General features: G+C 71.3%; 26 protein-coding genes and 1 pseudogene. 16 read left to right on the forward strand and 11 right to left on the reverse strand.

The features are described from left to right. Window positions 1-94 precede the first annotated feature (94 nt). On the reverse strand, window positions 95-724 hold the full coding sequence (locus MMA15_RS03150; RefSeq protein WP_241057393.1) for a GntR family transcriptional regulator: 630 nt from the start codon (window positions 722-724) through the stop codon (window positions 95-97). Between the two features lie 119 nt (window positions 725-843). On the opposite strand from MMA15_RS03150, the gene MMA15_RS03155 reads away from it, so the two are divergent. Then, complete coding sequence (locus MMA15_RS03155) at window positions 844-1,680, forward strand: DUF1932 domain-containing protein (RefSeq protein ID WP_241057394.1); 837 nt, start codon at window positions 844-846, stop codon at window positions 1,678-1,680. Between the two features lie 240 nt (window positions 1,681-1,920). On the opposite strand, the gene MMA15_RS03160 is transcribed toward MMA15_RS03155, so the two are convergent. After that, entirely contained in the window at window positions 1,921-3,576 is a 1,656-nt protein-coding gene (locus MMA15_RS03160) for an FAD-binding dehydrogenase (RefSeq protein WP_241057395.1), read from the reverse strand. A 183-nt stretch (window positions 3,577-3,759) separates the two neighbouring features. On the opposite strand from MMA15_RS03160, the gene MMA15_RS03165 reads away from it, so the two are divergent. From MMA15_RS03165 to MMA15_RS03210, 10 genes and pseudogenes are all read left to right on the forward strand, one after another. Further along, window positions 3,760-4,293, forward strand: coding sequence for an NUDIX domain-containing protein (locus MMA15_RS03165; protein ID WP_241057396.1), 534 nt, complete (start codon window positions 3,760-3,762; stop codon window positions 4,291-4,293). Window positions 4,294-4,435: 142 nt separating this feature from the next. Continuing rightward, a pseudogene (locus MMA15_RS03170) lies at window positions 4,436-4,819 on the forward strand (YidH family protein); the annotation flags it as partial. 116 nt (window positions 4,820-4,935) lie between these two features. Next, entirely contained in the window at window positions 4,936-5,274 is a 339-nt protein-coding gene (locus MMA15_RS03175) for a DUF202 domain-containing protein (protein WP_241057397.1), read from the forward strand. A gap of 59 nt (window positions 5,275-5,333) precedes the next feature. Beyond that, window positions 5,334-5,807: a gluconokinase gene (locus MMA15_RS03180; protein ID WP_241062948.1), complete on the forward strand. Its 474-nt coding sequence runs from the start codon at window positions 5,334-5,336 to the stop codon at window positions 5,805-5,807. Between the two features lie 108 nt (window positions 5,808-5,915). Then, window positions 5,916-6,884, forward strand: coding sequence for an MBL fold metallo-hydrolase (locus MMA15_RS03185; protein ID WP_241057398.1), 969 nt, complete (start codon window positions 5,916-5,918; stop codon window positions 6,882-6,884). 419 nt (window positions 6,885-7,303) lie between these two features. After that, window positions 7,304-8,326, forward strand: a complete 1,023-nt coding sequence (locus MMA15_RS03190) for a phosphotransferase family protein (protein WP_241057399.1) — start codon at window positions 7,304-7,306, stop codon at window positions 8,324-8,326. Window positions 8,327-8,333: 7 nt separating this feature from the next. Next, a complete protein-coding gene (locus MMA15_RS03195) occupies window positions 8,334-9,560 on the forward strand; it encodes an acyl-CoA dehydrogenase family protein (RefSeq protein WP_241057400.1) in 1,227 nt (408 codons plus the stop codon). Between the two features lie 127 nt (window positions 9,561-9,687). Further along, window positions 9,688-10,191, forward strand: coding sequence for a hypothetical protein (locus tag MMA15_RS03200; protein ID WP_241057401.1), 504 nt, complete (start codon window positions 9,688-9,690; stop codon window positions 10,189-10,191). A 152-nt stretch (window positions 10,192-10,343) separates the two neighbouring features. After that, complete coding sequence (locus tag MMA15_RS03205; protein WP_241057402.1) at window positions 10,344-10,559, forward strand: hypothetical protein; 216 nt, start codon at window positions 10,344-10,346, stop codon at window positions 10,557-10,559. 667 nt (window positions 10,560-11,226) lie between these two features. Next, window positions 11,227-11,661 (forward strand): hypothetical protein, encoded by a 435-nt coding sequence (locus MMA15_RS03210; RefSeq protein ID WP_241057403.1) that lies wholly within the window; start codon window positions 11,227-11,229, stop codon window positions 11,659-11,661. A 39-nt stretch (window positions 11,662-11,700) separates the two neighbouring features. Here MMA15_RS03210 and MMA15_RS03215 read toward each other — a convergent pair whose 3' ends face one another. The 5 genes from MMA15_RS03215 to MMA15_RS03235 all read right to left on the reverse strand — a co-directional run bounded on the left by MMA15_RS03215 (window position 11,701) and on the right by MMA15_RS03235 (window position 17,239). Continuing rightward, window positions 11,701-12,699 carry an NADPH:quinone oxidoreductase family protein gene (locus tag MMA15_RS03215; RefSeq protein WP_241057404.1) on the reverse strand — a complete coding sequence of 333 codons (999 nt, stop codon included), beginning with the start codon at window positions 12,697-12,699 and terminating at the stop codon, window positions 11,701-11,703. Window positions 12,700-13,047: 348 nt separating this feature from the next. Continuing rightward, window positions 13,048-13,593: a TetR/AcrR family transcriptional regulator gene (locus MMA15_RS03220; RefSeq protein WP_241062949.1), complete on the reverse strand. Its 546-nt coding sequence runs from the start codon at window positions 13,591-13,593 to the stop codon at window positions 13,048-13,050. Between the two features lie 183 nt (window positions 13,594-13,776). After that, a complete protein-coding gene (locus MMA15_RS03225; protein ID WP_241062950.1) occupies window positions 13,777-15,420 on the reverse strand; it encodes an AMP-binding protein in 1,644 nt (547 codons plus the stop codon). 23 nt (window positions 15,421-15,443) lie between these two features. Further along, entirely contained in the window at window positions 15,444-16,220 is a 777-nt protein-coding gene (locus MMA15_RS03230; RefSeq protein ID WP_241057405.1) for an SDR family oxidoreductase, read from the reverse strand. Window positions 16,221-16,432: 212 nt separating this feature from the next. Continuing rightward, on the reverse strand, window positions 16,433-17,239 hold the full coding sequence (locus MMA15_RS03235; protein WP_241057406.1) for an SAM-dependent methyltransferase: 807 nt from the start codon (window positions 17,237-17,239) through the stop codon (window positions 16,433-16,435). Between the two features lie 630 nt (window positions 17,240-17,869). On the opposite strand from MMA15_RS03235, the gene MMA15_RS03240 reads away from it, so the two are divergent. After that, the gene (locus MMA15_RS03240; protein ID WP_241057407.1) at window positions 17,870-18,376 is read left to right on the forward strand and encodes a hypothetical protein; all 507 of its coding nucleotides are present in this window, start codon (window positions 17,870-17,872) and stop codon (window positions 18,374-18,376) included. Window positions 18,377-18,597: 221 nt separating this feature from the next. Further along, the gene (locus MMA15_RS03245; protein ID WP_241057408.1) at window positions 18,598-19,059 is read left to right on the forward strand and encodes a MaoC family dehydratase; all 462 of its coding nucleotides are present in this window, start codon (window positions 18,598-18,600) and stop codon (window positions 19,057-19,059) included. Window positions 19,060-19,080: 21 nt separating this feature from the next. Here MMA15_RS03245 and MMA15_RS03250 read toward each other — a convergent pair whose 3' ends face one another. Continuing rightward, the gene (locus MMA15_RS03250; RefSeq protein WP_241057409.1) at window positions 19,081-19,722 is read right to left on the reverse strand and encodes a TetR/AcrR family transcriptional regulator; all 642 of its coding nucleotides are present in this window, start codon (window positions 19,720-19,722) and stop codon (window positions 19,081-19,083) included. 203 nt (window positions 19,723-19,925) lie between these two features. Here MMA15_RS03250 and MMA15_RS03255 point away from each other — a divergent pair, with 203 nt between their 5' ends. After that, complete coding sequence (locus MMA15_RS03255; RefSeq protein WP_241057410.1) at window positions 19,926-20,654, forward strand: TetR/AcrR family transcriptional regulator; 729 nt, start codon at window positions 19,926-19,928, stop codon at window positions 20,652-20,654. A gap of 61 nt (window positions 20,655-20,715) precedes the next feature. Here the strand turns inward: MMA15_RS03255 and MMA15_RS03260 are convergent, their stop codons facing one another. After that, the gene (locus MMA15_RS03260) at window positions 20,716-21,477 is read right to left on the reverse strand and encodes a sulfite exporter TauE/SafE family protein (RefSeq protein ID WP_241057411.1); all 762 of its coding nucleotides are present in this window, start codon (window positions 21,475-21,477) and stop codon (window positions 20,716-20,718) included. A 404-nt stretch (window positions 21,478-21,881) separates the two neighbouring features. Between MMA15_RS03260 and MMA15_RS03265 the strand changes: the two genes are divergently transcribed. Both MMA15_RS03265 and MMA15_RS03270 read left to right on the forward strand, forming a co-directional pair. Then, window positions 21,882-22,466 carry a hypothetical protein gene (locus MMA15_RS03265; protein ID WP_241057412.1) on the forward strand — a complete coding sequence of 195 codons (585 nt, stop codon included), beginning with the start codon at window positions 21,882-21,884 and terminating at the stop codon, window positions 22,464-22,466. A gap of 130 nt (window positions 22,467-22,596) precedes the next feature. Continuing rightward, window positions 22,597-23,592: a LysR family transcriptional regulator gene (locus MMA15_RS03270; RefSeq protein WP_241057413.1), complete on the forward strand. Its 996-nt coding sequence runs from the start codon at window positions 22,597-22,599 to the stop codon at window positions 23,590-23,592. On the opposite strand, the gene MMA15_RS03275 is transcribed toward MMA15_RS03270, so the two are convergent. Further along, the gene (locus MMA15_RS03275) at window positions 23,574-24,677 is read right to left on the reverse strand and encodes a Zn-dependent alcohol dehydrogenase (RefSeq protein ID WP_241057414.1); all 1,104 of its coding nucleotides are present in this window, start codon (window positions 24,675-24,677) and stop codon (window positions 23,574-23,576) included. The genes MMA15_RS03270 and MMA15_RS03275 overlap by 19 nt on opposite strands. 126 nt (window positions 24,678-24,803) lie before the next feature. After that, on the reverse strand, window positions 24,804-26,222 hold the full coding sequence (locus MMA15_RS03280) for an aldehyde dehydrogenase family protein (protein WP_241057415.1): 1,419 nt from the start codon (window positions 26,220-26,222) through the stop codon (window positions 24,804-24,806). Window positions 26,223-26,226: the final 4 nt, after the last annotated feature.

Raw genomic sequence — 26,226 nt, forward strand, 5'->3', positions numbered from 1 at the left:
CGGAGAGGCCTGGGACCTGGAGTGCGGGGCGGCTGCGGGAGCCGCCGGAGCGCGGTTCCCGGCGGCGCAACGCACGGGGGCGCGAGCCGGGCGCTCAGCGACGCGGCCGGCCTGCCGCCTTGTCGACCTGCTTCAACGCCTCGATGACGCTGAGGAGATGGGCACGCGCGGCCTCCTCCGCCGCGTCCGCGTCGTGCGTGCAGATGGCCTCGATGATCGCGAGATGCTCCGGCAGCGACACCGAGGGCCGCCCCGGGTGCATCGCCAGCCGGAACTGGTGGCGTACGTTCTGGCCGCGCAGCCGCTCCAGCAGCCGCGACGCGGTCCCCTGGCCGCCGATCTCCCGTACGCGTCTGTGCAGCCGCTGGTTGAGCGAGGAGTAGCCCAGCAGATCGCCGTCGGCGACCGCCTCCCTCATCTCCGCCCCGATCGACTCCAGTTCGCGGATCTCCTCACCGGTGACGGACTGCGCCGCCTTCGCCGCGCAGAGCCCCTCCAGCACCATGCGGACCTCGGAGATCTCGACCGCCTCGTCGAGGGAGACGGCACGCACCCGGGCACCGCGATTCTGTATGCGCTCGACGAGTCCCTCGTTGGTCAGCTCCAGCAGCGCCGCCCGCACGCTCGCGCGGCTGGCCTCGAACTGCGTGGACAGATCGGCCTCGACGAGCCGCTGGTTGGGTACGAACTCGCCGCGGATGATCGCCTCGCGAATGGCTTCCACCAGGGGGACTCCTGTCCCGTTTCGCGTGCCGTCCTCTGCCACGTCCGCTCCGGTTCCTCTTCGCTCCACAGATGCACACCGATATTGTCAACAATTTTGTGCGAGCTTAGTGTAGCGGCATGGCCCCTGACACCAGCCCCGGTTCCGTCATCGCCGTACTCGGCCTCGGTGAGGCGGGCGGTGCCATCGCCGCCGGCCTCGCACGGGCAGGACGGGCAGGACGGGCAGGACGGGCAGGACGGGCAGGACGGGCAGGAACAGTCGTAAGAGGCTACGACCCCGCCCAGGTGCCCACACCCGAGGGCGTGACCCGTACGGGCAGCGAAGCGGAAGCAGCCGCCGGCGCCCGGATCGTGCTCAGCGTCAACAGCGCCTCCGCCGCGCACGACGCGCTGCGCTCCGCCGTGGAGTCGCTGCCCGCCGACTGCGTATGGGCCGACCTCAACACCGCCTCGCCCGGGGCGAAGAGGGCCCTCGGCGCCACGGCCGCCGAGCACGGGGTGGCCTTCGCGGACGTCGCGATCATGGCACCGGTGCCGGGACGCGGACTGGGCGTGCCGATGCTGGCGTGCGGCCCCGGTGCGGCACGTACCGCCGAACTCCTCGCCCCCTTCGGCGCCTCCGTGGACGTCACCGAGGGCGGAGCCGGTGCGGCGGCCGAACGGAAGCTGCTGCGCAGCGTGTTCTTCAAGGGGATGGCGGCTGCCGTGGTCGAGGCGCTGGCGGCCGCGCGTGCCGCGGGCTGCGAGGAGTGGCTGCGGGAGAACATCGCCGCCGAACTCGCGCGTGCCGACACCGGCACCGTCGACCGGCTCGTCGACGGCAGCCGACGCCATGCGGTCCGCCGCAGGGAGGAGATGGCCGCCGCCACGGACATGCTCTCCGAACTGGGCGTAGTCCCCGCGGTCTCCGCGGCCAGCCGCGATCTCCTGGGGCGGCTGGCCGCGGATCGGTAGCGGCCCGCTACGCAGGAAGCCGGGACTCGGGGGCCTGCGGGAGAGTGCGCCCGGGGCGGGCGTGGCCGATGTGCGCCACACAGCAGGACGTGGCCGGGATTCGTCGACTGACCCGGTACGCGGTCGGGTTGGGCCGCCCCTCCCCCGGTGCGCGGCCCCGGGCTCCCGCACGACAGCCAAGCGCGACGGTCCGGCCCCCGCCCGACGGCCAAGCGCGAGGGCCCGCCCGAAGGCCCCCTCCTACCCCACCGCCTTCGCCGCCGCCCTTCCCGCCGTACGCCCGGAGAAGATGCACCCGCCGAGGAACGTGCCCTCCAGCGACCGGTATCCGTGCACGCCGCCGCCACCGAAGCCCGCGGCCTCACCCGCCGCGTACACACCCGGAAGCGGCTCGCCGCCCTCGGCGAGGACCCTCGCGTCCAGGTCGGTCTCCAGCCCGCCGAGCGTCTTGCGCGTGAGGATGTTGAGCCGTACGGCGATCAGCGGCCCGGCCTTCGGGTCGAGGATGCGGTGCGGCGACGCCACACGGATCAGCTTGTCGCCGAGGTACCGGCGCGCACCGTGGATCGCCGTCACCTGGGAGTCCTTGGTGAAGGGGTTGCGGATCTCCCGGTCGCGAGCCTCGATCTCCCGCCGCAGCCCGGCCTCGTCGATGAGCTTGTCGCCGGTCAGTTCGTTCATCCGCCGTGCGAGAGCGCCCAGTTCACGCTCGATGACGAAGTCCACGCCGTGATCCATGAACGCCTGTACAGGGCCGGGCGCCCCGGAGCCGACACGGGCGAGGAGCAGACGCAGGTCCCGTCCCGTCAGGTCCGGGTTCTGCTCGGAGCCGGAGAGCGTGAACTCCTTCTCGATGATCTTCTGGCTGAGCACGAACCACGTGTAGTCGTGCCCGGTGTGCATGATGTGGTCGAGCGTGCCGAGCGTGTCGAAGCCCGGATAGAGCGGTACGGGCAGCCGCTTGCCGGTGGCGTCCAGCCACAGCGACGACGGGCCGGGCAGGATGCGGATGCCGTGCAGGTTCCAGATGGGGTTCCAGTTCTCGATGCCCTCGGTGTAGTGCCACATCCGGTCGCGGTTGATGACGCGCCCGCCCGCCCGCTCGGTGACACCGAGCATCAGGCCGTCGACGTGCGCGGGCACCCCGGAGAGCATCCGGGCGGGCGGAGTTCCCAGCCGCTGCGGCCAGTTGGCGCGTACGAGTTCGTGGTTGCCGCCGATGCCGCCGGAGGTGACGATCACCGCCTGCGCCCGCAGCTCGAAGGTGTCCGCCACGTCGCGGCTGCTCGCGGTGCCGCGCTCCGCGTCGCTGGGCACCAGCACCTCCCCGCTCACGGTGTCGACGCTGCCGCCGCTGCGCGAGAGACCCGTGACCCGGTGCCGGAAGCGCAGTTCGACATGGCCGCGTTCGACGCCCGCGCGCACCCGCCGCTCGAAGGGCTCGACGATCCCCGGGCCGGTGCCCCAGGTGATGTGGAAGCGCGGGACCGAATTGCCGTGCCCGGTCGCGCCGTAGCCGCCGCGCTCGGCCCAGCCGACCACGGGGAAGATCTTCAGGCCCTGCGCCCGCAGCCACGGCCTCTTCTCGCCCGCCGCGAAGTCGACGTACGCCTCGGCCCACCGCCGCGGCCAGTGGTCCTCGTCGCGGTCGAAGCCGGCGGTCCCGAGCCAGTCCTGCCAGGCCAGTTCGCGGCTGTCGCGTACGCGCATGCGGCGCTGCTCCGGCGAGTCGACGAAGAACAGGCCGCCGAAGGACCAGTGCGCCTGGCCGCCGAGCGACTGCTCCGGCTCCTGTTCGAGGAGGATCACCTTCCGTCCCGCGTCGGCCAGTTCGGCCGTCGCCGCGAGCCCGGCGAGCCCCGCTCCGATCACGATGACATCGGCGTCGTACGCCATGCGTCCCACCTGTTCCACGTCCGGTTCCGCGCCGGTCCGCATCGGTTCCCGTCCGGTCCCGCATCGGTTCCGCGCCCGGCCGTCCAGTCCGCCCTGAAGATCCGGTGACCGGAGAGTAGCCCTCTTTCGTGTCCCGGCGGCACCCCGGGCCGGTGGTGGAATGGGGCGCATGAGGGAGATCCGATGACCGAAGAGCCGCGCTCGGCGGAGGAGTTGATCGACGTGGTCGACGAGGAGGACCGCGTCGTCGGCCAGGCGCTGCGAGGGGACGCCACGGCACGGCGGCTGCGGCACCGCTGCACCTCCGTGCAGGTACGCGATCCGCTCGGCCGGATCTTCGTGCACCGCCGCACGCCGCAGAAGCTCGTCTTCCCGTCGATGTACGACGTGGTGGTCGGCGGCGTCGTCGGCGCGGGCGAGAGCTACGACGAGTGCGCGCGGCGCGAGGCCGAGGAGGAACTGGGCGTACAGGGGCTGCCCGCGCCCCAGCCGCGCTTCACGTTCCTGTACGAATCGCCGCGCCACACCTGGTTCCTGCGGGTCTACGAGCTGGAGTGCGAACTGCCCGTACGGCCGCAGCCCGAGGAGATCGACTGGTGGGACTTCCTCCCCGGGGCCGAGCTGGAACGGCGGCTGAGCCTGCCCGGGTGGGAGGTCGTGCCTGACGGCCTGGAATGCCACCGGCGGCTGCGTGCCTGGCACGAGCGCCACACGTGAGCGGGCACGGACACGGACACGGGCCTGGGCGCGGGCGGGCGGGCGCACGGTCACATGAACGCCTGCGGACCGCCGCACGTGAGGCGCCCGGCGCGAGGCAGCGGCGCCGTGGGCGGCGGCGCGTACCCGTAGGCTCGTGCGCATGATCGACCGGCTCAGGGCGACACTACGGCTGTGGTTCGCGCCGCAGCTCCTGCGGCGCGAGGGCAGCACGCCCGACTACCGCTTCTCGCTCGCCAACGAGCGCACCTTCCTGGCGTGGATCCGCACGGCGCTGGCGCTCGTCGCGGGCGGCATCGCCGTGGACCAGTTCCTGACGGGCCTGAGCTGGGGCGTGCGTACGGCGATCTCGGTGGCGGTGCTGGCCTGCGCGGCGCTGTGCGCGTTCCGCGCGGTCAACCACTGGATGCGCTGCGAGCGGGCGATGCGGCGCGGTGAGGATCTGCCCGCATCCCGCTTCCCGGTGCTGCTGGCGACGGCGACCGCGCTGGCCGCGGTGCTGGTCCTGATCGCGGTGGTGCTGGGGGGGCGGGCGGTGAACGGGCCCCAGGTGAACGGATCGCCGATGAACCGGTCCCCGGTGAACGGGTCCCATGTGAACGGGTCCCCCGCGAGCGGGTCCCCGGCGAACGGTGCCCGGCCGTGAGCGGGAGCGAAGGCACGGCCGGCAAGCGCACCGGAGACCAGGGCGCGCAGCCGGAACGTACGCGCTTCGCCTGGCGCCGCACCACCCTGACGTTCGCCGTCGCGGTGGCACTCGGCGTACGGGAGGCCCTGTACGGAAGCGGCGGCGTCTCCCCGACGGAGGCGGCGGCAGCGGCGGCCGGGGTGCTGTCGTGGCTGGCGTTCCTGGTGGTGGCACACCGGCGCATCACGGCCATGGAGGTGGACCGCCCGGCGGCGTTGGGGCCCGTGGCCGCCGGGACCGCGCTGCTGTGCACACTGGCGGTGGCGACGGTTGGAGTGGTGCTGCTGTGGTGAGCGAGGAACAAGGGCGCGAGGGCCGCGAACGCGCCCGGCGGGGACCGCTGGTCGTGGTGATGGGGGTCTCCGGCTCGGGCAAGTCCACCGTGGGCGAACTGCTCGCCGAGCGCCTGGACGTGGCGTACGCCGAGGCCGACTCGTTCCATCCGCCCGCCAACATAAGGAAGATGGCGGCCGGTACGCCCCTGGACGACGAGGACCGGCGCCCATGGCTGGACGCCATCGCACGCTGGCTCTCCGAACGCTCCGGGCAGGGCGGCGTCGTGAGCTGCTCCGCGCTGCGGCGCCGCTACCGCGACCGGCTGCGCGACAGCGGCGCGCCGCTGTTCTTCCTCCATCTCGACGGCTCCGAGGAGCTGATCGCCGGTCGGCTGAAGGACCGCAAGGGCCACTTCATGCCGCGTTCGCTGCTGCGCTCGCAGTTCGCGACGCTGGAGCCCCTCGAACCGGACGAGCACGGCGCGGCCGTCCCCATCGGCGGCACCCCCGCGGAGGTCACGGAAAGGGCACTGGCCGTTCTCGCACCGTAGCCGCGGGGCAGGACGCACTGACAAGCTTTGGGCGTCGCTGTACGCGGCCGCCGCCGACCGGCCCGCCGGGCCCGGCGGCGGGCGTGAGAACGAGGGAGAGATCCGCGCATGACCTCTGCGTCAGCGCCGGGGGCGGTCGAGGACATGCCGCCGTCGCGTGAGCCGTACACCGAGAAGGTCGCCGAGGGCGTGCACGCCTACATTCAGCCCGACGGAGGCTGGTGCCTCAACAACGCGGGCTGGATCAGCGACGGGCACGACACGCTGCTCGTGGACACCGCCGCCACGCACCGCAGGGCGAGAGCGCTGCGCGAGGCGCTGCTGGGCAGCGGCGTGCCCGCGCCGTCCTACGTCGTCAACACCCACCACCACGGCGACCACACCTACGGCAACTCCCTCTTCGCACACGGCGCGACCGTCATCGGGCACGAGGCGTGCCGCAGGGAGACACTCGCCGCGGGACGCCAACTCCACGCCCTCTGGCCGGAGGTGGACTTCGGCGACATCGACGTCACCGCGCCAGGACTGACCTACCGCGACGAACTGACCGTGCACATCGGGGAGTTCGAGGTACGTCTGCTGCACCCCGGCGTCGCGCACACCACCGGCGACACGGTGGTCTGGCTGCCGCAGCAGAGCGTGGTCTTCACGGGCGACATCGTCTTCCACCACGGCACACCGTTCATACCCATGGGGTCGCTCAGCGGTTCGCTGCACGCGCTGGACCGGCTGCGGGCGCTGGGCGCACGAACGGTGGTGCCCGGTCACGGACCGCTCGCCGGTCCTGATGTCTACGACACGGTGGAACGCTATCTGCGTTACGTCGACGCACTGGCACGCTCGGCTCGTGAGCGCGGGCTCACACCGCTGGAGGCGGCACGCGAGGCACGGTCCGGTGACCGCGCCGGGTTCGCCGAGTTCGCCGAACTGGCAGAGAGCGAACGGCTGGTGGCCAACCTCCACCGGGCCTACGCCGAACTCGACGGGCGTCCTCCCGGCGACCCGCTCCACATCCCCTCGGTGTGGGGAGACATGGAGCAGCTCAACGACGGCAGGCCGGTCGCGTGCCACGCGTGACGATCCGCCTCCGCCGCCCGGCGGCCCTCGGCCCTTCGGCAAGCGACGTGCGTGCGGGGCGTGACGCGCATGCGGTGCGTGACGCGCATGCGGTGCGTGACGCGCATGCGGCGAATTCGGCAGCGGCCGTGCGTGGGTCTCGTCACATGTGGGCCGTTCCGTGCGGTCCGGGGCCGTGCACCCCTAGACGCCATACCGACTAGTCGGCATGATCGTGCCGACAAGCGTTCCCGTCCCCTCAGTTCGAGATCCCTTCTGGTTCCCCGAGTCCTTCGAGCCCCTTCGAGTCCCTGTCAGTCCCTACGAGTTCCTGCGAGATCCGCACCCGTAGAGCCCGCCGGTCCGGGGCCCGTACCCCGTCAGAACCCGTCCGCCCCAGACCCGCCGCCCCTCCGACCCACGCTAAGGAGCGCGTACGCATGAGCATCGAGAATCCGCCCGGGCTCGATCCCGAGCGGCTCGCCGCACATCTCGACCGGGAGCGCCCCGGCCTGGTGCGGGGGCCGCTGCGGGCCGAGGTGATACAGGGCGGCCGGTCGAACCTGACGTACCGGGTGACCGACGGGGTCGGCCGCTGGGTCGTACGCCGCCCGCCCCTGGGCCATGTACTGGCCACGGCGCACGACATGGCCCGTGAGTACCGCGTGATCAGCGCGCTGCGCGGCACGGACGTGCCGGTGCCCGCGACGGTGCTGCTGTGCGAGGACGACGACGTGCTCGGCGCGCCCTTCTACGTCATGGAGCAGGTGGACGGCACTCCGTACCGCACCGCTGACGAACTGGCCGCGCTCGGACCGGAACGCACCCGTGCGCTGACGCTGGCGCTCCCGGACACGCTCGTAGCACTGCACTCGGTCGACCCGGCGAGCGTGGGGCTGGAGGACTTCGGACGCCCGGAGGGCTTCCTGGAGCGGCAGTTGCGCCGCTGGGGCAAGCAACTCGACGCCTCCCGCAGCAGGGAGCTGGACGGCATCGACGAACTGCACGCCATACTCGGGCAGCAGCTTCCCGTCTCGCCCGAACCGGCCGTCGTACACGGCGACTTCAGGCTGGACAACGTGCTGGCGGACGCCGACGACCGCATCGCCGCGGTGCTCGACTGGGAGATGTCCACGCTCGGCGATCCGCTCACCGACCTGGGCCTGCTGGTGATGTACAGCGAACCGCTCAACGTCCCCGGCGCACCGGTCAGTTCGACGGCCGAAGCCCCCGGGCACCCTTCGCCCGAGGAGCTGATCGAACGCTATGCCGCCGGATCGGGACGCGACGTGTCCCGGATCAACTGGTACACCGCCTTCGCCTGGTTCAAGCTCGCGGTGATCCTGGAGGGCATCCACTACCGCTACACGCTCGGGCAGACGGTCGGTCCGGGCTTCGACCGGATCGGCGGCCTCGTCCCGGTCTTCATCGACAACGGACTCACCACGCTGCGGAAGGGATGAGGTCTCAGTGGACTTCGCATTCGACGCCCGTACGGAAGAGCTGCGCAAGAAGCTCCAGTCCTTCATGGACGAGCACGTCTATCCGGCGGAGGCCGTCGCCGACGAGCAGCGCACCGAACTGGACTCGCCCTGGCAGACGCCGCCCGTGGTGGAGGAGTTGAAGAAGAAGGCCCGCAAGTACGGGCTGTGGAACCTCTTCCTTCCCGACCGCACCTATGGCGCGGGCCTGACGAACCTCCAGTACGCGCCGCTCGCCGAAATACTGGGCCGCAGCCCGAAGTTGGCGCCGACGGTGGTCAACTGCGCGGCACCCGACACCGGCAACATGGAAGTGCTCACCGAGTTCGGCAACGCCGAGCAGCGCAGGACGTGGCTGGAGCCGCTTCTCAGCGGCGAGATCCGCTCCGGCTTCGCCATGACCGAGCCCGATGTCGCCTCGTCCGACGCGACGAACATCGAGACCCGCATCAGGCGTGACGGCGACGACTACGTCATCTCGGGCCGCAAGTGGTTCATCTCCGGTGCGATGAACCCCGACTGCAAGATCTTCATCGTCATGGGCAAGACCGACCCGGACGCCCCCGACATCCGCCGCCAGCAGTCGATGGTGCTGGTGCCGCGGGACACCCCCGGTCTCGAAGTACGCCGCGCCATGCAGGTCTACGGATACGAGGACCACTACCACGGCGGCCATGCCGAGATCGTCTTCGACGGCGCCCGGGTGCCGCGCAGCAACCTCATCGGCGAGGAGGGCGGCGGCTTCGCCATCGCACAGGCACGGCTGGGCCCCGGGCGAATCCACCACTGCATGCGGCTGATCGGCATGGCCGAGCGTGCGGTTGAACTCATGTGCCGCCGTGCGCAGTCCCGTACGGCCTTCGGCAGGGAGCTCGGCGGACAGGGCCAGGTACGGGAGTGGATCGCCGACGCACGGGTGCAGATCGAGCAGTTGCGGCTGCTGGTGCTCAAGACGGCCTGGCTGATGGACACCGTGGGCAACAAGGGCGCGCACACGGAGATCCAGGCCATCAAGATCGCCACTCCGCGTGCCGTCGTCGGCATCCTCGACCGTGCGGTGCAGCTCCACGGTGCGGGCGGCGTCAGCCAGGACTTCCCACTGGCGGAGCTGTGGGCGGCGGCCCGTACGCTCCAGCTCGCCGACGGCCCGGACGAGGTGCACCAACGATCGCTGGCGCGGCGCGAGTTGAAGCGGCACACGTCGGGCGAGGAGTGAGCGGCCGCGTGCGCTGACGGCGGCCCGCACACGCTGACGGCGCCCCTGGGGCCGCGTTCCCGCGCCCGGTCCCCTCCGCGGCAGGAAGGGGCCGGGCGCAAGCGTGTGCGGTGTAATCTCACCGGCCATGACATCGCAAGCACGCAGCGCCGGGTCGGTGATCTGCATCGTTTTGGCGACGGTCAGCCTGCTCGCAGCGCTGATAACGGCCATCGTCGCAATCAACGCGACCTCTCACGTGTCGGACAAGCTGGAGCCGGGCCTCGCGCAGGGCTACTACGACCGGGCCGACGAAGGCACCGGCGGCTACGAGCCCTTCCAGCCTTCCGAGGTCGGCGACGAGTCGACGTGTCACGACGGTTCCGCGGACGACCAGCCCGATCAGGGCTTCTGGTCCTGCGTGCAGAAGGACTCGGCCGCGTGGTCCGCTCAAGTCGCGGCACGGCAGGCGGACGCTCAGGCGAAGGGCCAACTGGCCATCGTCCTCGGCCTGTTCGGGCTGACATTCGCGATCGGCGCCGTAGCGTCGAACGCAGGCGCGAGGTCCGCAGCACAGACCGCCGCCCCGCCGGCGGGCGATGGCCTCCGTGCCGAAGCCCGACCAGCCGCGAACACGCAGGACATGGGCTAAAGTCGTTCACATGACTGCCGGGTCGGCCATGTGCCGCACACAGAACGGACGCCCGGCCGGCGTTTGATCACCGCGCGGGCGAGAGGCCCGCCCCCGTTACGAGCAGCACACAGCGACATGTGCAGCGACTCGTAACGGAAGGAGGTGAATTCATGAGCTGGCAGGAATTCCTCGACCGCCACCGGGCCGGTGACGTCATCGAAGGCGTGGTCACCGGGGAAGTGCCGTTCGGTTCGTTCGTCGAATACGAAGGCGTCACGGGCCTCGCCTACCAGGAGTCCTGGCCCGTAGGCAGCCGCGTCTCGGTCCGCATCCTGGAGATCGACCCCGGCGGACAGCGGTTCAGCCTGGCCTCGGCCTCCGAGTGAAGCAAGCGCTGATGATCCAAGCGCTCATGTTTCAGCGCTGATCCGGGGGAAGAGGACTCCCCCGGATCAGCGCCTCACATTGTCCCTCCCGCGACACCGCGGGCGCGACCGCGCCGTTGCACACGCACCGCGTGCATCGAACGCCTGATGTCCCCGAGCCGTACTTGCCGACGGCGATTTCCAACGGCGCCGCTACGCACGGGAGTTAGCATGGGGGACCGAGTTTCGATGTACGGGGGAAAGTCTTGGGCGCCGACGGCATGGGGACGAGCGGCGAAGAGCGGCCGCGCCCGCACCCTCGGCTTCCGCGAACTCGCAGCCCTCGCCCGCCCCTTCGTCTCCGGCACTCGCACCGGCACCGAAGGAGTCCGGCACGGACGAGAAGGAGCCCGAATCCCGGAAGAGACGCCGAAGTCCTCGGCCCCGTCCGGCGATTCCGCACCGTCGCCGGGAACTCCGCAGCACACCACGGAAACCAAGACGGTGCCGCTCGGCCGGATCTACGACGAGCCGGGCAGCAAAGGGAATACCGCCTCGCCCAGAGCCGGAAGATGCTCTACGGGTGGGAGGACTCGCCTTCTTCTCATACTCCGCGCCTTGATGTGCCGACGTCCGCTGCGACGGCGAGCCGATGCCCGCGCACGCCGACCGCCACCGAGGAGGACCCATGGAACCCGAACTGATGACACTGGCGGCCTCCGGCGCCACCGCGCTGGTCGGCCTCATGGTCGACGAAGCCTGGACCGCGACGAAGTACCGGGTGGCCGCGCTCTTCGGGCGCGGCCGAGCCGACAGCGAGTCCGTGGAGGCCGAACTGGAGGAGTCGCGCGGCGAATTGGTCGCCGCGCGGGACGCCTCCGACGAGAACGCAGCGGCCGACGTCGAGGCCGGACTGCGTACGAGGCTGCGCAGGCTGCTTCGCGAAGACCCGGACGCCGCACAGGAGTTGAGGTCGCTGATCGCCGAGGCCGGACAGCACACCGCCCCTTCCGCGCCGGTGACCAACACCATCACCGACGCGGACATCCGGGGCCCCGTCATCCAGGCCGGAAGTATCGAGGGCGGCATCAACATCGGCGGAGACGGCAGGCGTTCCTCCTGACGCGGAAGGGACGCCGCCCTCGCCCTGTCCCCCGGCCGCTCAGGGCTGCACGACCACACGCCCCGTCGTGATGCCGTCGAAGACGCGCTGCACCGCGTTCGCGCCCTCCTCCAGCGGGACGCGTTCGCTGATGAGCGGCTTGACCGCGCCGTCCGCCGCGAGTGCCGTGAGTTCCTCGTGGCAGGCCTCGACGGCGGCCGGGTCCTTGGTGTTGTACAGGCCCCAATGCAGGCCCAGGATCGAGTAGTTCTTGATCAGCGCGTGGTTGAGGCCGGGTGTCGGGACGGCACCGCTCGCGAAGCCGACGACCACGATGCGGCCCTCGAAGGCGACGCACTTGACGGACTTGGCGTAGGCGTCGCCGCCGACCGGGTCGTAGATCACGTCCGCGCCGCGCCCGCCCGTGGCCTCCTTCACGGCGGCCACGATGTCGTCCTCGCGCCTGTCCACGACGACGTCGCAGCCCAGTTCGCGTGCCGTCTCCGCCTTCGCCTTGCCGCCGACGACGCCGATGACGCGTGCGCCCGCCGCCTTGCCGAGCTGTACGGCGGCGCTGCCGACGCCACCGGCAGCCGCGTGCACCAGCAGCGTCTCCCCCGGCTGGATGCGGGCACGGCGGTGCAGCCCGAACCAGCCCGTCTGATAGCCGATGTGGAGCGCGGCGGCCTCGGCGTCGTCCAGGGCGTCGGGGGCCTTACGTGCGCTCGCCGCGGTGACGAGCGTACGTTCGGCGAACCCGCCCATGGGAAGCGCGGGTTGGGCGATGACGCGGGAGCCCGGCACGAGGGCGGGGCCCTCGGTGCTCTCGGTGCCCTCGCCCACCGAGACGACCTCGCCGCACAGTTCCACGCCGGGTGTGAAGGGGAACGGCGGCTTGATCTGGTATTCGCCCCGGCACAGCAGCGCGTCGGGGAAGTTGACGGCGGCGGCGCGCACCCGCACGAGCACTTCGCCCGCGCCGGGTTCGGGGTCGGGGATCTCCTCCAGCCGCATGACCTCACGCGGCTCGCCGTTCTTGTGGACGCGCCATGCCTTCACCGGTGCTACCTCCGGAACGTAGTTGCCTGCTCTTCGCTTCGCTCGTCTCGTGACGGCCGGGGCCGCCGGGCTACGGGCGCCGCCCGGCGCTCGCCTTCCGCCGCGTGCGGTCTGCCGTCTCTGCCGGCTGCCGACCGCGGCCTGCCTGTCGCCTGCTTGCCAGTTGCCAGTTGCTTGTTGCCAGTTGGCGCCTGCCGATCGGCTCTTGCCTGTCGCCGCCTCCGTTCGGGGCCCGCCGCGTACGGACCCGGGTGCGGCTGCCTACCCAGCCGCGCAGGGACGCATGACCGTACGCACCCGCGTGTCCTTACGGCCGCGCGCCCCTCAAGTCGCCGTCCGCTCCTCGCCCTACGGGCGCAGCGCCCGCAGCAGCAGATCCGCGAGATGATCCGCGACCTCCTGCGGCGTGAGCTTCCCGTCGGGCCGGTACCAGGTGCTCAGGTGGTGGACCGAGCCGAAGTGGTAGTCGACGACGAGGTCCGCCGGAGTCGAGGTGGTGAAGACACCGGTGCGCTGCCCCTCCGCGACCAGGTCGCGGAAGCGTTCGTGGTACCGGCGCCGCTCGGCCCGTACCTGCTTCTGCTTCTCCGGGCTGAGCTGGTGCATGGAGCGGAAGAAGATCCGTGCGTCGTCGAGGTTGTCGATGGTGGTGACGACGACGTCGGCGGCGGCGCGGCGCAGCCGCTCCTCCACTGGCTGCTCCGCGTCCGCGTATGCGTCCAGCCGCTCCTGCTGGAGCCGCAGCAGCCGCCCGTAGATCTCGTGCAGGAGATCGTCCTTGGAGCCGAAGTAGTGGTAGAGGGCGCCCTTGGTGACGCCCGCGGCCTCGACTATCTCCTGCACGGACGTACGGTCGTAGCCGCGCTCGGAGAAGAGGCGCGTGGCCGCTGCCATCAGCCGCTGCGGTACGGGCGCCGGCGGCGGGGACGGCTGCCCCGCGGGTGCCGCCCTTCCGTGGGTACCGCTCTTCCTGCCCCCGCCGGTGCGGGACGCCGCTTCGGGTGTGGCCATCTGCCCTCACCTGCCTCTCTTCGTGCGCCCGCTCACCGCGTCACCGCGCCGACCGCCGCCGCTGTCTCATTCGCCGCTGTCACCGCGGGAACGCAGTTCCCGCCTGAGGATCTTCCCACTGGTCGTCTTGGGCAGGTCGTCCAGGATCTCGACCTGCCGCGGATACTTGTACGCCGCCAGCCGCTCCTTGCAGTGGCCGATCAGCTCGTCCGGCGCCGCCGGGGTGCCGGGCCGGAGGCTGACGTAGGCCCTGACCGTCTCGCCCCGGTAGGCGTCGCCGACGCCGACGACCGCTGCCTCCCGTACGGCGGGATGACTGTAGAGGACGTCCTCCACCTCGCGCGGCCACACCTTGAAGCCGGAGGCGTTGATCATGTCCTTCTTGCGGTCGACGACGTAGAGCCAGCCGTCCTCGTCCATGAACCCGATGTCGCCGGTGAGGAGTTCACCGTCGGGTATCGCCGCGGCGGACTCCTCGGGCCGCCGCCAGTAGCCGGGTACGACCTGCGGGCCGCGCACGGTGATCTCGCCCTGCTCCCCCAGCGGCACGGGCCTGCCCTCGTCGTCGACTATGCGCACCACCGTGTCCGGGCCCGGCACGCCCACCGCCAGCGTGCCCGAAGCGGGGTCGACGGGCGCCTGCTTCCCGGGCGGTACGGACGCGCACGGCGCGGTGCACTCCGTGAGCCCATAACCGTTGCGCAGATACGTACCGAAGGCGGCCCCCAGCTTCTCCACGAGCGCGGGCGGCAGGGGCGCCCCGCCGGAGGAGAGGACGTGGAAGGAGGCGAAGTGCTGCCGTGTCGCCGCCGGATGCGCGGCCAGCGCCATATAGGCGGTGGACGGGCCGACGGCGAAGGCCGGTTCGTGCTCCAGGAAGGCGTCCAGCACGACACCGGCCTCGAAGCGGTACGCGAGGGCGAGGGTGCCTGCTCCCGCGATGCACGCGGACAGTTCGCACACCATGCCGGTGATGTGGAAGAGCGGTGCGAGGGCGAAGATGCAGGCGCCTTCGGGGAGTTGCAGCCCGGTGTGCTGCCTCTCGGCGTTGTAGGCGATGTTGGCGTGGGTGTTCATCGCGCCCTTGGGGGCGCCGCTCGTGCCGGAGGTGTAGCTGATCAACGCTATGTCGCCGCCGGTCAGCTCGCGTCCTGCGGGGGCCGCGCCCCCGGCGCGTGCGACGGCGAGGAGGTCGTCGGCGTCCTCCGCGGGCTCCGTACGGGCGAAGTCCAGCACGCGCTCGTCGTCACGTGACTGGAGGTCGAGTTCGCAGACGGTCAGCGCGATGCGTACCGGCGAATCGGCCGCCGCCGCTCGCAGATACCCCTCCCAGGCCCGCTCGCCGCACACCAGCGCCGTCACCTCGGCGTCGTGGAGCACGTGGGCGACCTCCGCCGCCTTGTACATGGGGTTGACGGGCACCACCACCGCGCCCGCCTTCCATGCGCCGAGCAGCGCAAGGACGTAGTGCGGGGTGTTCTGGAGCATCAGCGCCAGCCGGTCGCCGTGCCCGAGGCCGCGTGAGGCGAGGTGGGCGGCTATGCCGTCGGAGAGGCCGTCGGCCTCGCGGTAGCTGATGCGGCCGTCGAAGTAGGCGAGGGCCGTGCGTTCGGGGACGGTGCGCACCGCCTCGCGGAAGGCGTGCAGCATCGTCTCCGGCGGCTGGACGGGAGCACGCTGGGCCTCGTCGAGCTGCTTCAGCCACGGCATGTCCTCGTACGTCACCGCGGGCGTCACCCTTCCTCCGCTTCGAGAAGGGCCTCCAGCTTGCGCTGCATCTTGTTCATGCCGCCGATCCAGTGGTCGGGCTCGGAGGCGCGTGCTGCGTAGAAGCCGGCGGTCTCGGGGTGGGGCAGCACGAGGAAGCGCTGCTTCTCCATCGCCTCGAACAGCGAGTCGGCCACGGCCTCCGGTTCGATGGCGGTCTCGGCGAGGATCAGATCGCCCGCGGTGCCGCTGCCGGCCAGCATGTCGGTGCGTACGCCCTGCGGGCACACGGCGTGCACCTCGATCCCGCGGTGCTTGTACGTCACGGCCAGCCACTCCGCGAACGCGAGCGCCGCGTGCTTGGTGACGCTGTAGGGGGCCGAGCCGAGCATCGTGAGCAGACCGGCGGCGGAGACCGTGGCGACGAACCGGCCGTGGCCCTGTTCCAGCCAGCCGGGCACCAGTTCGCGAGCGGCCCTCACATGCGCCATGAGGTTGACGTCCCAGGCCTTCTCCCACTGGTCCTCGCCCGCTTCGGGGCCGCCGGCGGTGCCGACGCCCGCGTTGGCGCAGAAGGTGTCGATGCGGCCGCCGAGGGCCTCGCGTGCGACCGGGACGATCTTGGAGGCGTCGCCGGGGACGGCGATGGCGCCGATCTCCTCCGCGACGGCCTGGGCCTTGGCCGCGTCGAGGTCGTTGACGGCCACACGGGCGCCCTCGGCCGCGAACCTCCGGGCCAGTGCGGCCCCGATGCCGCCGCCCCCGCCGGTGACGACCACTGTGCTGTCGCGCAAAGACTCCATCCCCGCAACTCCCCTTCGCTGTTCAGCGTCTCGGCTCATCCCGCGGCGGCAGACTAACCAGTCGGTATGGCGGTGGGAAGGGCCGGATCCGGCCCCGGGCAGGGGGTGGCCGGGCTCCATGGACCGCGCAGAAGGCCGGGCCGCGCTGGACACGGGACGGCCGCGCGGCGGCTGACCAGGGGATCTTCGAGGGGCGGCGCCCCCGCTCCCGGTCAGGTCTTGCGGCCCACGCCTCCGTACGTGGTGACGGGAGTCACCGGGAACGGCGTGTGGTCGGGACGCCACTGCGTCACCGGGACGAGTCCGGGCTCCAGCAGTTCGAGGCCGTCGAAGAGGTGCCCCAACTCCTCGGGGCTGCGCAGGTGGTACGGCACGGCGCCGCTGCTGTTGTACTTCTCGTGCGCGGCCTGGCGTGCGGCGCTGATGTCCGTGCCGTCGCTGAGCGTGAGATAGCTGCCGGACGGCAGTGCGTCCAGCAGCCGTCCCACGAGCGACCGGGCGAGTTCGTCGTCGGGGATGTGGCCCATGATCCCGAGCATCATCAGGCCGACGGGACGGCTGAAGTCCAGCGTGCGCGCTGCCGCTTCGATGATCGTGTCCGGATCGCGCACGTCGGCGTCGATGTAGTCGGTGGCGCCCTGGGGCGTGGAGGTCAGCAGCGCCTGTGCGTGCACGAGCACCAGCGGGTCGTTGTCCACGTAGACGATGCGGGAGTCGGGGGCGACGGACTGGGCGATCTCATGGGTGTTGTCGACGGTGGGCAGGCCCGTGCCCACATCGAGGAACTGCCGGATACCGGCCGGGCCCGCGAGATGCCGCACCGCACGCGCGAGGAAATACCTGGAGCCGCGGGCCGCGTCGACGATTCCGGGGAATGTCTTTGCGAACTCGTCGCCCGCTTCGGCGTCGACGGGATAGTTGTCCTTGCCACCGAGCCAGTAGTTCCAGATCCGGGCCGAATGAGGCACGGAAGTGTCGATCTTCGGCGGCACATCCGGTCGGGACTCGCCCTCGGCCATGCTGATCCTCTCCCCCTCGGCCCGTCGGTTTCGCTCCCCACCCTACGACCGGCCGCCGCACGCCGGGAGATGCGAGGGACACGGCGGAGCGGTCCCACGCCGGCCTGTGGCGTGATCTCGCGCCCTCAACTACGCGTGCTCCGGCGGGCGTTGACCCGTCCGGAGCGGATCATGTATCCGTGCGGGGAGGGAGTACGTTCCGCCGGGCAGTTACGCCGGGGATTTCACCGGTGTGCTCAAGGCGGGCCCAAGGGCGTGCTCGTGGGCCTATTACGCGCCGGTACTCGTGCTCGTCGGCGTATTCGGCGCCGTACTCTTGGCGTACCCACTGGGATACGCGGCGGTACTCACCGGTACTCATCGGTGCCGAGAAGCGGGACTCGTCGTCGCAAAGTGTTCACGTCCTGGTGACTGATGAGTGTTCTGTGAGAACTCATGAGAGCCGCGTGAGAATTCAAGCCGCCGAAGAGTGCGTACGCGTTGCCGGGGTAGCTCACGAGCCCGGGGAGCCCGACGAGCGGAACGCCCGGACAACCTGAAAGAAATGACTTCGCAACGGGGGGATCCGATTGCGCGGCACTTACGTCATATCGCCGACGAGTCGGGTCCACTCCGTCGGAGGTGGGATGATTGGCCGGTTTCAGAGCCCTCGCAGAACAGGTCCGCGACCCTGACAGGGCACCCTCCCAGCGTCGCCAGGCGCTGCGTAAGTGCCTTGAGCGCTTCGCCCCTTACGGACACCGCGCGACGTGGCAACACCTTTGCGCCCGCGCCGGGTTCCACCCGGACGACCGTGAGCCCGACCCGGCGCTGCTGGTCTCCGCGCTCGAAGAGCTGGAGGAGGCGCGCTCGGTGTGGCTTGAGTACGAGTCGCAGGTCGCGATGCGCCGCAGAGCCGAGAAGCGCCACGGAATCAGACAGCCGGCGCCGCACGACGAATGGCACCGACTGACGTGGGGCGGCAGGTCGCTGCTTCCCTGTGACCCTTCGACTCCGCCCACTCCGCGCCTCGCGGAAGTGCTGCGCCGGATGATCACGGCCATGGACAAGGACGTGGGCAAGGACGTCCTCCGCCTTGCCGGGCGCAGCCGCGGCGTACGCGGCGGACTCGGTTCGATGGCGGCATCGCAGAGCTGACGGCACCGGCCGGCAAGCGGGCCGCACGGGTCCGACGCACCCTCTGCGGCCCCGGTCCCGCGGCCCGGCCCGCTGCACGGCCGAGCGCACCGGCTGACGCCGAAGCACCGCCGTCACGCGCCTTACGGCCTCCGGGCGTTGACACGCGCGACAACACCGCAGCATGCTGAGCGAGCGCTTAGCATCGGCGGCGCGCGACACGTCTGCGGGAGGTTGTACGGATGGCGGAGCCCCGGGTCTTCACCTCGACCAGTGAGCTGTCGGCCGCGGTCGGCCAGGAACTGGGCGTCAGCGACTGGCTGGAGATCGACCAGAAGCGGATCGACCTGTTCGCGGACGCGACGGGCGACCACCAGTGGATTCACGTCGACCCTGCCCGCGCGAAGGACGGCCCCTTCGGCACGACCATCGCCCACGGCTATCTGACCCTCTCCCTGCTGCCCGATCTCGTACCGCAGATCATGCGCGTCGAGGGGGCCCGCATGGGCGTCAACTACGGCGTGAACAAGGTGCGTTTCCCCGCGCCGGTGCCCGTCGGCTCCCGGCTGCGCGCACGCGCGGAACTCGTCGACGTGAGCGAGGCGGGCGGCGGAGTGCAGGTCGCCGCCAAGGTCACCGTCGAACGGGAAGGCGGCGACAAGCCGGTGTGCGTAGCGGAGACCCTCAGCCGCTACTTCTGGTAGCGAGCGGCCCCCGGCGGGCGGTCAGCCGCCCCGCCGGGCCCTGGGGGCGACCATGCGCAGCACGAGATCCGCGTACAGGGCGCCGATCTCGTCCGGTGACCTGCGGCCCGAGGGGCTGTACCAGCGGGCCACGTCGATGCACAGCGACATCACCGCGAGCGTCGTGCCGCGCAGATCGGTCACCTCGAACTCGCCGGAGGCGTGGCCGCTTTCCAGCACGCCGCGCAGGATCTCCTCGCTGCGCCGGCGCAGCCCGACGATCTCCTCGTAGTGCTCCTCGCCCAGCGCCGCCAGTTCGTACTGCACCACGCGTGCGGTGGTGTGGTGCTCGGCATGCCAGCGGACGAAGAGCCGCACGGCGCGGGCCAGCCGCTCCGAGTCGCCGCCTCCGCCCTCGGCCGCTTCGGCGAGGACGCCGACGGAGCGCTCGTGGCCCACCTTGCTGATCTGGAAGAGCAGTTCTTCCTTGGTCTTGTAGTGGATGTAGAGCGCGGCCGGGCTCATGCCCGCGCGGCTTGCGATGTCGCGGGTCGTGGTGGCGTGGAAGCCGCGCTCCGCGAACGCTTCGACGGCGCCCAGCAGCAGCCTGCGGGCGGCGTCCGGGGATACCCCCTCGAAGGATTCGTCGGCTGTCGCGACCTGGGGTTCCGCCTCCGATGCCATTGCGCGTGCCCTTTCCCGTCGACCGGTCGAACACCATACATCGGTGGCTGAGCATCTGCTTAGAGCATGTGTTACGGGCACCGAAAAGCACGGCCTGCGGCACGGGCGTCGGCGGGGGCAGCGCTCTGCGGCTCGTTCCGCGCGTGGTGCGCCGTAAACGACCACTGCTAGTTTCCGCGTCCGGCCGCCGCTACCGTTTACGCATGGCCAGACCTTCCAGACCCCTGCTCAGCCGCGAGCGGATCGTCGCATGTGCGCTGGGACTCGTGGACGCGGAGGGCCTGCAAGCGGTCTCCACCCGGCGGCTCGCCGCCGAACTCGGCGTGAGCGGGCCGTCGTTGTACAACCATTTCCGCAACAAGGACGAGATCCTCGACGCCGTCGCCGACACCGTGTGCGCACAGGTCGAGGTGTCGATGTTCACCGACGGCACCGACTGGCGCCGGGCGCTGGTGGATTGGGCGCGCTCGTACCGTGCGGCGCTCAACGCGCATCCGAACATCGTGCCCTTTCTGGCGCAGGGGCCCGGCCGCCGGCCCAGCCAGCTCCGGATGGCCGACGCCGTCTTCGGCGGGATGACCCGTGCGGGCTGGCCCAATGCGCAGGCCACTCATATCGGCGCTCTGATGCGCTACTTCGTGGCCGGTTCGGCTCTCGGTTCGTTCGCCCGGGGCTTCGTCGGCGACGCGTCGCTGTACGAGGGCGACTATCCGCACCTCGACCAGGCGCATCTGCTGGCGCGGCACCAACGCTGGGTGGACGACGGGGCGTTCGAGACGGGCCTGGCGGCGATCGTCGACGGGCTCGCCGCCCGCTTTCCCGGCGAGGACGGCGGGTCTCCCGAGCGGCCTCCGTCTCCGGATCAGGCCCAGGCCCAGGCACCGTCTCAGGCTCAGGCACCGTCTCAGGCCCAGGCACCGTCTCAGGCTTAAGTTCAGGCTCCGTTCGGATGCGGGCTCATGCGCAGGCTCGGGCGGGTGCCCTCCATGCCGGTCACCCGCGCAGGAAGTACAGGACGGTCGTCGTCACGGCGGTGACAAGCAGGATGCCGCGCAGCAGCGGCGCGGGAAGACGCCGGGCGAGGTGCGCTCCGGCGAAGCCGCCGGCCACGGCGCCGCACAGCATCGCGACGAGCAGCAGCGGAGCGCTCAGGGCGTCCGAGGCGACGAGGAACAGCACGGTCGCGCTGAGAAACACGGCCGCGAGCTGTGCGACCCGCATGGGATTCGCGGCGGCCGCGTCGAGTCCCAGGCCGATGCTCCATAGCGCCAGCATCATGATGCCTACGGCACCGCCGAAGTAGCCGCCGTACACGGCGAGTACGAACTGTCCCGCGACGACCGCCCTGGCGCTCATGCTCAGCGGCCGTCCGAACGCGCTGCCCAACGCGCGGGACAGGCGCCGTCCGAAGGCGAGCACCACCGTGGCGAAGGCGAGCAGCCAGGGCGCAGCCGCCTCGAAGGACGACGCGGGCAGCATCAGCAGCAGTACCGCACCGACGCCGCCGCCCGTCGCGCTCGCCGCCGTCAGGGAGCTCATGGAGGCGGCGCCGACCGGGGCGAGTTCACGCCGGTAGACCCAGGCACCGGCGACGGCCCCCGGCACGAGGGCGATCCGCGACAGAGCGTTCGCGGTGACAGGCGGCAGTCCGAATGCGACGAGAGCGGGCAGCGCCACGAACGTGCCACCGCCGCCTATGGCGTTGAGCGCTCCGGCGGCGGCACCGGTCAGCATGACGAGCGGTATCTCCAGCACTGGTCGAGCATCCGGCCGCCAGGGGCGGTCCACAATGCGTCATCGACGTAGCCGGACTGAGGCTGTGCCTAAGGCACGGCGCCGATCGCTGTGCGTCCGGCGGCCGTTGGGCCGTCGAGCGGCGCGGCCCTGCCTGCGAAGGCCCTTGAACTGCTCGATCCGGGCGCTCGAACCAAGCGCCCGGCCCAGCTCGACCCAAGCGCTCGATCCGGCTCGATCCAGGTGCTCGATCCGGCTCGACGGCGGCGCCCCCTGTTTCGGGCTGGGCCGAATCGCCTGGAACCCGCGCATCGCGGTCGGCGAGCGTGGCGACGGCAGCGGCACACGCCCCTCCATACGGGCCGGGCGGACGCGCGCTGCTCGAAACGCGGAACGACAACGCAGAACGACAATGGGGGAACGAAATGCTCAAGATGCGTACAGCGGCGATCAGTGTCACTTCGCTGCTGCTGGCGACCGGGGGTCTCATCGCAGGGGGCATGCCTGCCGCCGCCCAGCCCGCCGGGAACGGCACCGCGGCGTCGGCTGCCGACGGCTCGCGGCCGGTCACCGGCACGGGAACCCGCGGGGAGTTCGAGCTCGGCTGCGACGCCCCGCTTCTCTTCGGCTACTACGGCGTCACCGAGACCTTCAAGCACAAGGGCCGCAAGACCCGGCTTGAGACCGAGAAGTCACCGGACTGGCACGCCATCACCACCGTGAAGGACGTCGCGTACGGGGACGCGATCTCGGTTCAGCGGAGCCTCAAGCCGTTCAAGATGGGCGACAAGCCCAAGCACCCGTCGACGGTCGAGGTCACAGGCGAGGGCGGTGGCATCAAGTCCTGCGTCCACGAGGTGAGTTGGTGGGAGGCAGGCGTCAAGGACAAGGCCAAGACCGACACGGTGTGGCTTCAGAGCAGCAGCACACGCAGCTACGCGGTGCGTGCCTGCGTCCACCCGTACGCGGAGCAGACGGAGTGCAGCCGCTGGTTCGTCGACCACAAGTAGGCCGGGGACAGGGGCCCCTCGAATCGGCGGATGCGCCCGAGCCGTGCCGGCGGATCGGCGAGACGGCGGCAAGGGGCAAAGGGCAGCAGGACAGAGGTGCAGCGCCCCCGTGGGCCTCTAGGCTGCGGCCGTGCGCTACGACTTGGACGACCTGCGGCTCTTCCTCCGCGTCGTGAACGAGGGATCGATCACGGCGGGCGCCCGGCGGATGCATCTCAGCCTGCCCTCGGCCAGTGCCAGGGTGCGTTCGCTGGAGCGCCAGGCCGGTGTGGCGCTGCTGGTCCGCGGTCGCCGCGGCGTGCGGCCCACACCGGCCGGGGCGACCCTCGCCCGCCATGCGCGCGACGTGCTCACGCGGACCGCGCTGCTGGAGAGCGCCGTCGCCGGTTACAGCCGGTCCCGGGTGGCCCAACTGACCCTGCTCGGCGGCGGTTCCGCGATGCACCGGCTCGTGCCGCGGGCCCTGGTCTCCTTCCTGCGGGCGCATCCGGACATCGACGTGACCGTGTCGGAGAGCCGTACACCTCACACGGTGCGGATGCTCGCGGACGGCGAGGCTCATCTCGGGGTCGTCCTCGACGGCGAGGCCCACGGCTGCGGCCTGCGCACGGAGCCGCTCGGCGACGACTCGCTCGTCGTCGTCGGCCAGGCCGGCGGAGTGCTCGCCGGGCGCGGCCCGCTCACCTACAGCGAGGTCGCCGAGCATCCTCTCGTCGGGCTCGACGCGGGCTCCTCGCTGCGCCGCTGGATGGAGAAGCACCTGGGGCCGCACGCCTCGGCGGCACGTCATCGCACCACGGTCGCCGACCTCGGCGTTCTGGTCTCCCTTGCCGCCGCCGGCGCGGGACTCGCCGTCGTTCCGCGGCGGGCCGTCGACCCGCGGCAGCCACTCGACATGTGCGAACTGCGGGAGCCCTGGGCCCGCCGCCGTCATCTGCTGGCCTGGGGCGTCCCGGACCCCTCCACGTCTGCGGCGACCGAGGAGCTGGCCGCCCGTCTCCGTGCGGCAGCGGCCTCGGACGGTTCAGCGTCGGACGGTGCGTCTTCGGACGGCGCGCCTTCCGACGGTGATTCGGAGGGGCCTGCGGACGGTGCTCCCCCGGAGGGTCAGGACGGTACGGCCTGATCGCCGAAGACGACCAGCGCGCGCCCGCCACGCCCCGCGAGCATCGCTTCGAAGGCCGCGGGGATGCCCTCCAGACCGATCCGTTCCGTCACCAACGCGCCCAGATCCAGGCGTCCTTCGCGTACATGCTCCGCAAGTACGGGCAGATCGCGCGCCGGGTCGCAGTTGCCGTAGACGCAGCCGGTGAGGGTGCGGGCGAAGTGGAAGATCTCCAGGGCCGAGAAGGTCACCTGCTCCTCCTTGCCGCCGATTCCCACGACCGTCGTACGGCCGCCGCGCCGCGTGGAGTTCCAGGCGGTGCGGATGGTCGCGCCACGGCCCACGCACTCCACGGCGACGTCCGCGCCGAGCCCGCCGGTGAGCTTGCGGATCTCCTTCGCGGTCGTGTCCGAGGCGACGACGAAGTCGCTCGCGCCCGCCGCCCGCGCCAACTCCTCCTTCTCCGGGGACACATCGACCGCGATCACCGCGCCGGCGCCCGCCAGCCTCGCCGACTGCACGGCCGCCAGACCGACGCCGCCCACTCCGAACACGGCCACCGACTCGCCCTGGCGCACCCTCGCGCTGTGGTGCACCGCGCCGTATCCGGTCAGCGCGGCACAGCCCAGCAGAGCGGCCTCGGTGAGCGGCACCCCCGCGGGCAGCGGCAGGACCGAGCGTGACGAGACGACGGTCTCCTCCGCGAAGACCGCCGAACTGAGCCCCGGATAGAGGTCTTCGCCCTCCTTCGTACGTGCATAGGGCACGGTCGTACCGGAGTTGGCGTCCACACACAGCCACGGTTCGCCGAGGGCGGCGCAGAAGTGGCATTCGCCGCACGAGGGCGCCCAGTTGAGTACGACCGGGTCGCCCGGCGCATGCCCCTGGACGCCCTCGCCTACGGAGACGACCGTGCCGGCGCCCTCGTGCCCCAGCACGGCGGGCACGGGCTGGCGCAGCGTGCCGTTGGACAGGGAGAGGTCGGAGTGGCAGACACCGGCGGCGGCCAGCCGCACCCGCACCTGGCCGGGGCCGGGCTCGGGCAGATCGATCTCGGTGACGTCGAGCGGCCTTCCTACGGCGGGGAGTACGGCTGCGCGGACCATGTCGGGCTCCTGGCTGGTGAGTCGGGACGGCGTGGAAGCGGCGGGCGGTGGAGCGCCCCGCGGTGTCATGCGCGCGGCGGGGCGGCCGGGCGCGGCGGGTCGCGTGGATTCGGGCCGTGAACGGCCTCAGAACTGGAGGGACTTGGTCTGGAGGTACTCCCCCAGACCGTGCGGACCCAGTTCCCTGCCGACGCCGGACTGCTTGTAACCACCGAACGGCGCAAGGGGGTTGAACCGTCCGCCGTTGATGTCGACCTGCCCCGTCTCCAGCCTGCGTGCGAAGGCGACGGCCTCCTCCTCGTCCTTCGCCCATACGGCACCGGCGAGCCCGTAGACGCTGTCGTTGGCGATGCGTACGGCGTCGTCGACGTCCTCGTACTTCAGGATCGACAGCACGGGCCCGAAGATCTCCTCCTGGGCGATGGTCATCTCCGGGGTCACGTCGCGGAAGACGGTGGGGCGCACATAGCAGCCGCCCTCGTAGCCCTCGGGTGCCTCCGGGCCGCCTGCCACGACCTCGGCGCCCTCCTCGACTCCCTTGGCGATGAAGCCTGTTACGCGTGAGTGCTGCTTGGCGTTGACGACAGGGCCGAGGCGGGTCGACTCCTCCTTCGGGTCGCCGGGGAGGTACTTGCCCACGGCCTCGGCGGCGATCCTCACCGCCTCGTCGTACTCGCCGGAGTGGACGAGCATGCGGGTCCAGGCGCTGCATGTCTGGCCGGAGTTGGCCATGACGTTGGCGACGCCCTTCTTGACCGCCTGCGTCAGATCGGCGCCCGGCAGGATCACGTTGGCGGACTTCCCGCCCAGTTCGAGCGCGACGCGCTTGACGGAGCCGCCCGCGGCGGCGCCGATCGAGCGGCCGACCGCGGTGGAGCCGGTGAACGACACCAGGTCGACGCCCTCATGAGCGGCGAGCGCCTGGCCCGCCACGGGGCCGAGGCCCGTCACGAGGTTGAACACGCCCGCGGGGAAGCCCGCTTCGTGTACGGCCTCGGCGAAGAGCTGGGCGACGAGCGGAGTGTCCTCGGCGGGCTTGAGCACCATGGTGCACCCGGCGGCGAAGGCGGGTGCGCCCTTGGCGACGATCTGATGCAGCGGATAGTTCCAGGGCGTGATCGCGCCCACGACGCCCACCGGCTCATGGAACACACGGGAGTTGCCGATCTGCTCCTCGAAGGGGTACTCGGCGGCGAGCTTCGCGTAGCTGCCGCAGACGGCGACCGGTACCGAGGCGTGCACCATCTTGGAGAAGCCCAGCGGCGAGCCGAGTTCGGCGGTGACCGTCTCGGCGATCTCCTGGTGGCGGTCCTTGAGCACGTCGTGCAACCGGCCCAGCAGCGCGGCCCGTTCGGCGGGCGGGGTCGCCGCCCAGCTCGGCAGCGCGGCGCGTGCCGCACCTACCGCGGCGGACACGTCCTCCTCGCCGCCGGCCGGCACCGTGCCGACCAGATCGCCTGTCGCGGGGTCGATGTCCTCGATCTTCTCCGCGGCTTTCGCGGGGCGCCAAGCGCCGTCGATGTACAAACCGTCGTGTGCCTGCATGGAC

The organism is Streptomyces marispadix (genome assembly GCF_022524345.1).
In the GTDB taxonomy this organism is placed as follows: Bacteria; Actinomycetota; Actinomycetes; order Streptomycetales; family Streptomycetaceae; genus Streptomyces; species Streptomyces marispadix.

What these genes read in the sequence shown, in the direction of transcription:
- MMA15_RS03155 (WP_241057394.1), top strand. Translation starts at nt 844, where the DNA reads ATGGCCCCTGACACCAGCCCCGGTTCCGTCATCGCCGTACTCGGCCTC.
- MMA15_RS03160 (WP_241057395.1), bottom strand. Translation starts at nt 3,576, where the DNA reads ATGGCGTACGACGCCGATGTCATCGTGATCGGAGCGGGGCTCGCCGGG.
- MMA15_RS03165 (WP_241057396.1), top strand. Translation starts at nt 3,760, where the DNA reads ATGACCGAAGAGCCGCGCTCGGCGGAGGAGTTGATCGACGTGGTCGAC.
- MMA15_RS03180 (WP_241062948.1), top strand. Translation starts at nt 5,334, where the DNA reads ATGGGGGTCTCCGGCTCGGGCAAGTCCACCGTGGGCGAACTGCTCGCC.
- MMA15_RS03185 (WP_241057398.1), top strand. Translation starts at nt 5,916, where the DNA reads ATGACCTCTGCGTCAGCGCCGGGGGCGGTCGAGGACATGCCGCCGTCG.
- MMA15_RS03190 (WP_241057399.1), top strand. Translation starts at nt 7,304, where the DNA reads ATGAGCATCGAGAATCCGCCCGGGCTCGATCCCGAGCGGCTCGCCGCA.
- MMA15_RS03200 (WP_241057401.1), top strand. Translation starts at nt 9,688, where the DNA reads ATGACATCGCAAGCACGCAGCGCCGGGTCGGTGATCTGCATCGTTTTG.
- MMA15_RS03205 (WP_241057402.1), top strand. Translation starts at nt 10,344, where the DNA reads ATGAGCTGGCAGGAATTCCTCGACCGCCACCGGGCCGGTGACGTCATC.
- MMA15_RS03210 (WP_241057403.1), top strand. Translation starts at nt 11,227, where the DNA reads ATGGAACCCGAACTGATGACACTGGCGGCCTCCGGCGCCACCGCGCTG.
- MMA15_RS03220 (WP_241062949.1), bottom strand. Translation starts at nt 13,593, where the DNA reads ATGGCAGCGGCCACGCGCCTCTTCTCCGAGCGCGGCTACGACCGTACG.
- MMA15_RS03225 (WP_241062950.1), bottom strand. Translation starts at nt 15,420, where the DNA reads ATGCCGTGGCTGAAGCAGCTCGACGAGGCCCAGCGTGCTCCCGTCCAG.
- MMA15_RS03230 (WP_241057405.1), bottom strand. Translation starts at nt 16,220, where the DNA reads ATGGAGTCTTTGCGCGACAGCACAGTGGTCGTCACCGGCGGGGGCGGC.
- MMA15_RS03235 (WP_241057406.1), bottom strand. Translation starts at nt 17,239, where the DNA reads ATGGCCGAGGGCGAGTCCCGACCGGATGTGCCGCCGAAGATCGACACT.
- MMA15_RS03245 (WP_241057408.1), top strand. Translation starts at nt 18,598, where the DNA reads ATGGCGGAGCCCCGGGTCTTCACCTCGACCAGTGAGCTGTCGGCCGCG.
- MMA15_RS03250 (WP_241057409.1), bottom strand. Translation starts at nt 19,722, where the DNA reads ATGGCATCGGAGGCGGAACCCCAGGTCGCGACAGCCGACGAATCCTTC.
- MMA15_RS03255 (WP_241057410.1), top strand. Translation starts at nt 19,926, where the DNA reads ATGGCCAGACCTTCCAGACCCCTGCTCAGCCGCGAGCGGATCGTCGCA.
- MMA15_RS03265 (WP_241057412.1), top strand. Translation starts at nt 21,882, where the DNA reads ATGCTCAAGATGCGTACAGCGGCGATCAGTGTCACTTCGCTGCTGCTG.
- MMA15_RS03275 (WP_241057414.1), bottom strand. Translation starts at nt 24,677, where the DNA reads ATGGTCCGCGCAGCCGTACTCCCCGCCGTAGGAAGGCCGCTCGACGTC.
- MMA15_RS03280 (WP_241057415.1), bottom strand. Translation starts at nt 26,222, where the DNA reads ATGCAGGCACACGACGGTTTGTACATCGACGGCGCTTGGCGCCCCGCG.